The following is a 9684-nucleotide window of genomic DNA, read 5'->3' as shown; positions in this document are numbered from 1 at the left end:
GCGTCGCCGTCGCGAAGAAGCGGGGGTCCTCGCGCGCCTCGAAGCTGCGGGGCTGCGGCAGGTCCACCTCCACGACGCCCTCGATGCGGCCCGGACGGGACGTCATCACGACGACGCGGGTGGACAGGAACACCGCCTCGCTGATGGAGTGCGTGACGAACACGACCGTCTTGCGGGTCTCGCGCCACAGGCGCAGCAGTTCCAGGTTGAGGTTCTCGCGGGTGATCTCGTCGAGCGCCCCGAAGGGCTCGTCCATGAACAGCACGGGCGGGTCGAACGCGAGGGCCCGCGCGATGGACACGCGCTGCTGCATGCCGCCCGAGAGCTGCCACGGGAAGCTCCGCGCGAACGCTTCGAGGCCGACGAGGCGCAGCATCCGCTCGGCCCGCTCGCGCCGCTCCGCGCGCGGGAAGTCCATGACCTCCAGGGGCAGCATCACGTTCGAGAGGACGGTGCGCCACTCCATGAGGGCGGGCGCCTGGAAGACGTAGCCGTACGCGCGCGCCTCCCGCGCGGCGGCCGGCGTGAGCCCACCGATGAGGAGCTCGCCCGCGGTGGGCGACGCGAGGTCCGCGAGGAGCCGCAGCAGCGTCGTCTTGCCGCACCCGGACGGCCCGATGAGGCTGACGAACTCACCCGCGCCGATCTCCAGGTTGGCGTTCTGGAGCGCGACCGTGTCGGACGAGCCCGCCGCGCCCGGGAAGACCATGCTGACGTCCCGGACGCTGATGGCGCCCGCGCCCTCCCCCGAGCGGGGCGCGGCGCGTCCGGCGGTGGCGGTCACGCGAACTCCGGTTCCCGCGCGGGCGTGCGGCGCAGGAAGGTGCCACGTCCGGGCTCCCCGACGAACTCACCGTCACGCGCGGCGACCTGCCCGCGCAGGATCACCACGGAGGGCCGCCCGTCGATCTCGAAGCCCTCGAAGCCGTTGTAGTCGTTGTTGACGTGCTGCGTCGCGACGCTGATGACGCCGCGGTACGCGGGGTCGTACACCACGAGGTCCGCGTCGGAGCCCACCGCGACCGTGCCCTTGCGGGGGAAGAGCCCGAAGAGCCGCGCGGCGCGGGTGCTCGCGGCGTCCACGAAGCGGTGCAGGTCGAGCCGCCCGCGGCTCACGCCGTACGTCCAGAGCAGGTTCACGCGGTCCTCGATGGCGGGGATGCCGTTGGGGATCTTCGTGAAGTCCCCCTCCCCCATCGCCTTCTGCGCCACGTCGAAGGGGCAGTGGTCCGTGCCGACCGTGTCGATCAGACCCGCCGCGAGCGCGTCCCACAGCGCCTTCTGGTTGGATTTGTCGCGCAGCGGGGGGCTCATGACGTACTTCATGCCCTCCACGCCCTCACGCTCCGCGTACGTCCTGTCGAGCAGGAAGTGCGGGATGACGCTCTCCACCGTGAGGTCCACGCCGCGCGCCTTGGCGTCCAGCGCGACCTTCAGGGCGGGCGCGCAGGAGAGGTGCACGACGTAGCCGCGCGCGCCCGTCGCCTCCAGGAAGGTCGCGAAGCGGTTGGTGCCCTCGGCCTCCACCTCCTCGGGGCGGCTCGGCTCGTGCCACTCGGGGCCGGTTCTGCCCTCCGCGAGGAGCTTCTGCTGGAGCCGCGCGACGAGCTCGGCGTTCTCGCAGTGCGCCGTGACGATCACGCCGAGTTCCCTGGCGAGCATCAGGGTCTGGTAGAGCTCGCCGTCCTCCACGCCGAAGAAGTTCTTGTACGAGAGGAACACCTTGAAGGAGCTGACGCCGTCCGCGACGATCTGCCGCAGTTGCGTCTCGGTCTGCTCGTCGTACTTCGTGACGGCCATGTGGAAGGTGTAGTCGCACGCGCTCTGGCCCTGCGCCTTGGACTTCCAGAGGTGGTAGCCCTCCAGGGCGTCCTCGCCGCGTGAGGGGCAGCACATCTCGATGAAGGTGGTGGTGCCGCCCACGAGCGCCGCGCGGCTCGCGGTGGCGTGCGTGTCCTTCGCGAAGGTCGCCATGAACGGCAGGTACACGTGCACGTGCGGGTCGATGAAGCCCGGGAAGACGTACTTCCCGGTCGCGTCGATCACCTCGGTGCCGTCGGGGACCTCCAGGTTCGTGCCGATGCGGGTGATGGTCTCGTGCTCGACGTAGACGTCCGCGCGGAAGCGGGCGTCGGCGGTGACGATCTCGCCGTTCCTGATCAGTAGGGGCATGTCGTGGGCCTCCTGGGTGTGCGGGCGGACACAGCGGTGAGCGTTCGGCGGTCAGTGTTCGGTGGTCGTGGTCGAGCGGGTCCTCCTGACGGCCGGTCGCTGACGGCTGACGGCTCAGTGGATGTCGATGCCGACCTCCTCGCGGTACCGCTCCATCGCGGCCCAGTCCTGCGTGACGGCGGGCTGCTCGCGGGTGAGCTGCGACCACGTGACGCTCTCGCGGCCCGAGGGGACGCTCACCATCTCGATGCAGGCGTCGACGGGGCACACGCCCGCGCACAGGGCGCAGCCGACGCAGTCGTCCTCGCGCACGACGGGCTGGGGGCGACCGTCCGCGACCGCCTTGCCATTCACTCTCTCGTCGTAGCCGGGGTCCACGCGGATGCCCGCCGGGTCGTGCAGGTCGATGCACTGGTGCGCGGTGTCGTTGCACGCGACGTAGCAGAGGTTGCAGCGGATGCACTTGTCAGGGTCGATGCGCGCCACGACGCGCGAGGACAGGTCGAAGTCGCCGAAGCTGCTCACGCGCGGCACGCTGAGGCCCACGACGTCGCGGACGCTCGCGAAGCCGTGGTCGTCGAGCCAGTTGCTGAGGCCGTCCGTGAGGTCCTCGATGATGCGGTAGCCGTAGTGCATCGCGGCGGTGCAGACCTGCAGGCTGGTCGCGCCCAGCAGAAGGAACTCCGCCGCGTCGCGCCAGGTCTGGATGCCGCCCATGCCGCTGATCGGCAGGCCCGCACGCGCGACGTCGGGCGTGGTCGCGACGGCGGAGAGCAGGTGCAGCGCGATGGGCTTCACGGCGGGCCCGGCGTACCCGCCGTGACTGCCCTTGCCGCCCACGCTGGGCGTCAGCTCGAAGGTGTCGAGGTTCACGCCGATCACGCTGTTGATGGTGTTGATCAGCGAGAGGGCGTTCGCGCCGCCCGCCACGGCGGCCTGCGCGGGCCGCGTGATGTCCGTGACGTTGGGCGTGAGCTTCACGATGACGGGGATGCTCGCGACGGACGTGACCCAGCGCGTGATCTGCTCGCAGTACTCCGGCACCTGCCCCACGGCGGCGCCCATGCCGCGCTCGCTCATGCCGTGCGGGCAGCCGTAGTTGAGCTCGATGCCGTCCGCGCCGGTGTCCTCGATGCGCCGCACGATGTCCGCCCAGGCGCGCGGGTCGCTCTCCACCATGGCGCTCACGATGACGGCGCGGTCCGGGAAGAGGCGCTTGACCTCCGCGATCTCGCGCAGGTTCACCTCCAGCGGACGGTCGGAGATGAGCTCCATGTTGTTGAGTCCGACGACGCGCTGGCCGTACACGCTCAGGGTGCCGTAGCGGTTGCTGATGTTCAGGACGGGCGCGCCGATGGTCTTCCAGACGGCGCCGCCCCAGCCCGCCTCGAACGCCCGGATGATCTGCGCGCCGCTGTTGGTGGGGGGCGCGCTCGCGAGCCAGAAGGGGTTGGGGGAGCGGATGCCCGCGAAGTCGATGCTGAGGTCAGCCATGGTTCACCTCGCCCGTGACGGAGGGCGTGACCGTGATGGTGGTGGTCGGGGCGTTCGCCGTGAGGTCGGCGTGAATGGCGCGCGCGGCGAGCTTGCCGTCCTGCACGGCCATGACGGTGCTGGCGCTCCCACGGACGCGCACGCAGTCACCGCCTGCCCAGACGCGCTCGGCGCTGGTTCGCAGGTCGTCATCCACACGGATGTAGCCCTTCTCGGTCTCCAGACCGAGCTCCACGGCGAGCGCGGGCTTCTCCTGCCCGACCGCCGTGATGACCTGATCGCAGGGCAGCACGAACTCGCTGCCCGCCACGAGGATCGGGGTGGGGCGTCCGCTCGCGTCGAGCCCCCCGAGCTCCACGCGCAGGCACTCCAGGCCCGTCACGCGTCCGTGCTCGCTGAGCACGCGGATGGGCTGCGTGTGGAAGCGGTAGCGGATGCCTTCGAGCAGCGCGAACTCGTACTCGTGCCGGTAGGCGGTCATCTGGTCCTCGCCTCGGCGGTAGACCATCGTGACGTCCGCGCCCCGGCGGGCGATGGTGGCGGCGTCCACGGCGGTGTTGCCCGCGCCGATCACGAGGACCTCGCGGCCCACGTGCAGGTGGTCCGGGTCGAGCTTGCTGGCCTCGATGAAGCTCAGGCCGTCCGTGACGTGCTCCTCCCCGACGAGGCCCATGGCGGGCACCGCGCCGAGGCCCACGGCGAGGAAGACCGCGTCGTGCCGGGCGAGCAGCGCCTGCAGGTCGGGGCGCGTGCGGATCTCGGTGTTCGTGCGGACCTCCACCCCGAGCCGGGTGAGGGAGCGCAGTTCGCGCTGCGCCACCTCGACGGGTTCGCGCAGCACGATGATGCCGTAGGTGCTGAGGCCCCCGCCGAGTTCGCGCTTCTCGTAGAGGGTGACGTCGTGCCCGAGCTTGGCGAGCTCGCCGGCGCAGGAGATCCCGGCGGGTCCGCTGCCGACGACGGCGACGCTGCGGCCCGTGGGTTCACCTTTCCGGAAGATCTCGATGTCGCGCTGCCACACGTGGTCCACGGCGTGCCGCTGGAGGCGGCCGATCTGGATGGGCGTGTGGTCCTTCCCGAGGACGCACGCACCCTCGCAGAGTTCCTCGACGGGGCAGACGCGCGCGCAGGTCCCGCCGAGGAAGTTGCTCTCCAGGATGGTGCGCGCGCTGCCGCGCAGGTTTCCCGTGGCGATCTTGCGGATGAAGGTGGGGATGTCGATGTGGGTGGGGCAGGCCTGCAGGCACGGCGCGTCGTAGCAGTACAGGCAGCGGTTGGCCTCCACGGCGGCCTCCTGCTCGGTCATGGGCGGCAGGAGTTCCGCGAGGGGCGCGGTGCGGCGTGGTTCGTCCATTCCTTGACCTCCGTGTCAGGTAGCGTCGCTACGCGGGTGTGGAAGGTGGCCGGGCACTCGGGCCCGGCGGGCGCGACCCACGGTTCGGCCCCTCACGGGAGGCGATTTAACCGCTGCGGTACTGAGCGTCGGATGACGCGGGCAACCCGGGGCACGGTGCGGGAATGGAAGCGGGTTGGTCCATTGTTCACCTTTTTCCGGACGGATTGCAAGATTGAGGCAAGTTCGTCCAGGAAAAAGGCATGAAAGATGCCGACTGTCCAGAAAATCAGCGACAGCCTGCAACGAGGCGTTGAGCCCCGGTTCCCGGCACGAGGCAGGACGACGAGACGACGGACCGGGTTGAGAGGTACCTCCACTGTACACCCGCGCGTCCATACGGAGCCGGAATGCAAAAGAAGACGCCCGCCGGGCGAACCCGGCGGGCGTGAAGCACGAGGCTTACTTCTTCAGGAGGCTGTTGACGATGTTCTGCGGCGTGCTCGCGTAGTGGTCGAAGAACATCGAGTAGCTCGCGCGGCCCTGCGTCATGGAACGCATGTCGGTCGCGTAGCCGAACATCTCGGAGAGGGGCACGAAGGCCTTCACGATCTGCGCGTTGCCACGCGCCTCCATGCCCTGGATCTGGCCACGACGGCTGTTCAGGTCGCCGATGATGTCGCCCATGTACTCCTCGGGGACGGTCACCTCGACGCGCATGACGGGTTCGAGCAGCGCGGGCGCGCCCTTCTGGACGGCCTCCTTGAGCGCCATCGAACCGGCGATCTTGAACGCCATTTCCGACGAGTCGACCTCGTGGTACGAGCCGTCGTACACGGTGACCTTCATGTCCACCACGGGGAAGCCCATGAGCGGACCGGCCTGCATGGCCTCCTCGATGCCCTTCTGCGCGGGCGCCACGTACTCGCGGGGCACGGTACCGCCGACCACGGCGTTCTCGAACACGAAGCCCGAGCCGGGCTCCAGCGGTTCCGCCTTGATCTTCACGTGGCCGTACTGACCGCGACCGCCGGACTGACGGACGAACTTGCCCTCGACGTCCACGGGCTTCGTGATCGTCTCGCGGTACGCCACCTGCGGCGCGCCGACGTTCGCCTCGACCTTGTACTCGCGCTTCAGGCGGTCCACGAGGATCTCGAGGTGAAGCTCGCCCATGCCCGCGATGATGGTCTGGCCGCTCTCCTGGTCGGTCTCGACCTTGAAGGTCGGGTCCTCCTCGGCGAGGCGGGACAGGCCCATGCCCATCTTCTCCTGGTCGGCCTTCGTCTTCGGCTCGATCGCGAGCTTAATGACGGGCTCCGGAACGTCGATGGACTCCAGGAGCACGCGGTCGTCGTCGTCACCGATGAGGGTGTTGCCCGTACCGGCTTCCTTGAGGCCGATCACGGCGCCGAGCTCGCCGGCCTTGAGCTCCGTGACCTCCTCGCGGTGGTTGGCGTGCATCTTGAGGAGACGACCGACGCGTTCGCGCTTGCCCTTGGAGGCGTTGTACACGTACGTGCCGCTCGACAGGGTGCCCGAGTAGATGCGGACGAAGGTCAGGCGGCCCACGTAGGGGTCGGCCATGATCTTGAACGCGAGGCCCGCGAGCTTGCCGCCCGCGTCGGCGGGGAACTCGTGCTCCTCGCCTTCCTCGGTGCGGCCACGGATGGCGGGCACTTCGAGGGGGCTGGGGAGGTAGTCCACGACGGCGTCGAGGAGAAGCTGAACGCCCTTGTTCTTCAGCGCGGAGCCGCAGAGCACGGGGAAGATCTTCTTCTCGATGGTGCCCTTGCGGATCGCCGCGACGAGCTGGTCGACGCTGGGCTCCTCGCCTTCGAGGTACATCATCATGAGCTCTTCGTCCACCTCGGCGGCGGCCTCGATCAGCGCGGAGCGCATCTCGGCGACCTTGTCCGCGTACTCGGCGGGCACGTCGTGCTCCTCGATGTCGGTGCCGAGGTCGTTGGTGTACGTGTAGGCACGCTGACGGACGATGTCGATGATGCCCTTGAACTCGCTCTCCTGGCCCATCGGGTACTGGATGGGCGCGGGGATCGCGCCGAGGCGCTCCTTGATGTCGTTGATGACCAGCTCGAAGCTCGCGCCGGTCTTGTCCATCTTGTTGGAGAACGCGATGCGGGGCACGCCGTAACGGTCGGCCTGACGCCACACCGTCTCGGACTGGGGCTCCACGCCCTGGCTGGAGTCGAACACCGCGACGGCGCCGTCGAGGACGCGCATGGAACGCTCCACCTCGATGGTGAAGTCCACGTGGCCGGGCGTGTCGATGATGTTGACGGTGTACTCCTGGCCGAAGCGGGTCCAGCGCGCGGTGGTGGCGGCGGCCGTGATGGTGATGCCGCGCTCGCGCTCCTGCTCCATCCAGTCCATCGTCGCGGCGCCGTCGTGCACCTCGCCGATGTTGTGCGTACGACCGGTGTAGTACAGGATGCGCTCGGTCGTGGTGGTCTTGCCCGCGTCGATGTGCGCGGCAATCCCGATGTTGCGGAAGAGGTTGAGGTAACTGCTCGTCTGGGTCGTCATATTGTTCACTCCAACAGGAGAGGTCGCGAGGTCGCTGTCCGGGGAAGCTCCTTCCCTGGAAGTAGGGACGGCGGGGCGGACCCACCGTCCCTACTCAGCTGCTCCCCGGCGCGCGAACGCGCCCGACGGGATTTACCAGCGGTAGTGCGCGTAGGCGCGGTTGGCCTCGGCCATGCGCTCGACGTCGTCCTTCTTCTTGACGGCGCCGCCACGGCCCTGCGCGGCGTCCATCAGCTCGCCCGCCATGCGCTCCACGGCGGTGCGCTCGGGACGGCTGTCGGCCGCGAGGGCGATCCAGCGCAGCGCGACGCTCTGCGTGCGGCGCGGGTTCACCTCGACGGGCACCTGGTAGGTGCTGCCGCCGACGCGGCGCGAGCGGACCTCGACGCGCGGCTTGACGTTGTCGTACGCCTGCTTGAACACCGTGAGGGGGTTCTGGCCGGTACGCTCCTGAACGAGGCGGAGGGCCCCGTAGAAGATGCGGCTGGCAAGGTTCTTCTTGCCGTCACGCATCAGGCGGTTGATCATGGCGCTCACCACGACATCGTTGTAGACGAGATCGGGCTGAACGGGACGGACTTCTGCTCTGCGACGACGTGCCACGGCTTACCCCTTACTTCTTCTTCGCACCGGCAGCCGCGGCGCCCGCCTTGGGCTTCTTGGTGCCGTACTTCGAGCGGCTCTTGTTGCGGTCCTTCACGCCGGCGGTGTCGAGGCTACCGCGGACGATGTGGTAGCGCACGCCCGGGAGGTCCTTCACACGACCGCCGCGGATCAGCACGACGCTGTGCTCCTGGAGGTTGTGGCCCTCGCCGGGGATGTAGGCCGTGACCTCGAAGCCGCTCGTGAGACGCACACGGGCGATCTTGCGAAGCGCCGAGTTGGGCTTCTTGGGGGTGGTGGTCTTCACGACCGTGCAGACGCCACGGCGCTGCGGGCTGCTCTTGAGAGCCGGGACCTTCGTCTTCTTACGAAGCGTCGCGCGGCCCTTGCGAAGAAGTTGCTGAACGGTTGGCAAGTAGAAATCACTTCCTTTGCGAAGCGGACCCGGCGCCCTGGCGCGCCCGCGGTCCATGAAATTTCGCCCCACCCGGTTCGGTCAGCATGGCTCCGTTCAGAAGCTCCCCGTCGAGGAGGGCCGGGGGAAGCCACCCGGCGGCAACGGTGCCGGGCAGATTCCAACCCAGGTATCTTAGCGTGCCGGGCGTCCCCCGTGCAAGGCAGCAGCGTACGGTGCCGCGCCGGAAAAAATGAGCTGCAGGACAGGCTTCTCACCGGACACCCGGACGCGCGCCCCACGTCGTCTTGACAAGCCACACACCCTCCGCTACATTACGTGAGCCCTGAGCGCCGAGGTGGCGGAATTGGTAGACGCACTAGTTTCAGGGACTAGCGCCGCGAGGCGTAGGGGTTCAAGTCCCCTCCTCGGCACCACCCTGAACTCCCCCGCATTCGCGGGGGAGTTCGCTTTGACCTCCCCGGTGACACCGGGAAATCCCAGCACGCAGGAAAGGGAGCGGGCCTGTCGCCCGCTCCCTTTCTCCTCATTCTCGCGCCTCAGCCCAGGCCCTGCGCGCGCCGATACGCCTGCGCGCGCGGCCAGCGGTCCTCCCGCGCCCGCTCGTACACCGCCACCAGATCCCGCGCGCGCGCCGATACGTCGTACGCGCCCGGCGATCGGCGCGCGCCCTCGCGCAACCCCTCCAGCACCCCCGGCGAGAGCACCCGCGTCATGCCCGCCGCGAGCGACGCCACGTCCGGCTCGCACAGCGCGCCGTTCACACCGTCCCGCACGAGGTCCTCCGCCGCCGGGTACCGCGTCGCCACGAGGGGCGCGCCCGCCGCGAGCGCCTCGATCATGCTCATCGGCAGCACCTCCGACGTGCTCGCCGTCACGAACGCGTCCGCCGCCTCCAGGTACGTCGGCACCCGCGCGTACTCCACCGCGCCCGCGAACACCACCGGCAGGTCACGCGCCTGCCGCTCCAGGGACGTGCGCGCCGGACCGTCCCCCACCACCAGCAGGCGCGCGTCCGGACGCGACCCCAGCACCACCGAGAACGCCGCGAGCAGCGTCTCCAGGTTCTTCTCCGGCGCGAGCCGCCCCAGGTACACCAGCACCGGCGCCTCCGGCGGCA

The 9684-nt window shown here is 69.3% G+C and carries 8 protein-coding genes and 1 tRNA gene; 1 reads left to right on the top strand and 8 read right to left on the bottom strand.

Going from position 1 to position 9684, the window contains the following annotated elements; all coding sequences use genetic code 11:
- From DEIPI_RS29750 to rpsL, 7 genes are all read right to left on the bottom strand, one after another.
- Positions 1-784, bottom strand: a 784-nt coding sequence (locus DEIPI_RS29750) for an ABC transporter ATP-binding protein (RefSeq protein WP_045233954.1), incomplete at its 3' end; no start/stop codon positions are given.
- Positions 781-2172, bottom strand: a complete 1392-nt coding sequence (gene hydA / locus DEIPI_RS0108735) for a dihydropyrimidinase (protein WP_027481522.1) — start codon at positions 2170-2172, stop codon at positions 781-783. The genes DEIPI_RS29750 and hydA, both read right to left, overlap by 4 nt.
- Positions 2173-2286: 114 nt before the next feature.
- On the bottom strand, positions 2287-3666 hold the full coding sequence (gene preA / locus DEIPI_RS0108730) for an NAD-dependent dihydropyrimidine dehydrogenase subunit PreA (protein WP_027481521.1): 1380 nt from the start codon (positions 3664-3666) through the stop codon (positions 2287-2289).
- Complete coding sequence (locus DEIPI_RS29745) at positions 3659-5020, bottom strand: NAD(P)-dependent oxidoreductase (RefSeq protein WP_045233953.1); 1362 nt, start codon at positions 5018-5020, stop codon at positions 3659-3661. Before DEIPI_RS29745 ends, preA begins: the two co-directional genes overlap by 8 nt.
- A gap of 441 nt (positions 5021-5461) precedes the next feature.
- Positions 5462-7546 carry an elongation factor G gene (fusA, locus tag DEIPI_RS0108720; RefSeq protein ID WP_027481520.1) on the bottom strand — a complete coding sequence of 695 codons (2085 nt, stop codon included), beginning with the start codon at positions 7544-7546 and terminating at the stop codon, positions 5462-5464.
- Positions 7547-7678: 132 nt separating this feature from the next.
- Positions 7679-8149 carry a 30S ribosomal protein S7 gene (rpsG, locus tag DEIPI_RS0108715; protein ID WP_027481519.1) on the bottom strand — a complete coding sequence of 157 codons (471 nt, stop codon included), beginning with the start codon at positions 8147-8149 and terminating at the stop codon, positions 7679-7681.
- Between the two features lie 10 nt (positions 8150-8159).
- Entirely contained in the window at positions 8160-8564 is a 405-nt protein-coding gene (rpsL, locus tag DEIPI_RS0108710; protein ID WP_015236781.1) for a 30S ribosomal protein S12, read from the bottom strand.
- A 331-nt stretch (positions 8565-8895) separates the two neighbouring features.
- Between rpsL and DEIPI_RS0108705 the strand changes: the two genes are divergently transcribed.
- A tRNA-Leu gene (locus DEIPI_RS0108705) sits at positions 8896-8980 on the top strand.
- 123 nt (positions 8981-9103) lie between these two features.
- On the opposite strand, the gene DEIPI_RS41835 is transcribed toward DEIPI_RS0108705, so the two are convergent.
- On the bottom strand, positions 9104-9684 hold a 581-nt coding region (locus DEIPI_RS41835), incomplete at its 5' end, for a glycosyltransferase (RefSeq protein ID WP_157463585.1).

Origin of the sequence: Deinococcus pimensis DSM 21231 (assembly GCF_000519345.1) — a bacterium.
Lineage (GTDB): Bacteria > Deinococcota > Deinococci > Deinococcales > Deinococcaceae > Deinococcus_A > Deinococcus_A pimensis.
This window is presented reverse-complemented; position numbering and strand designations above follow the sequence as displayed.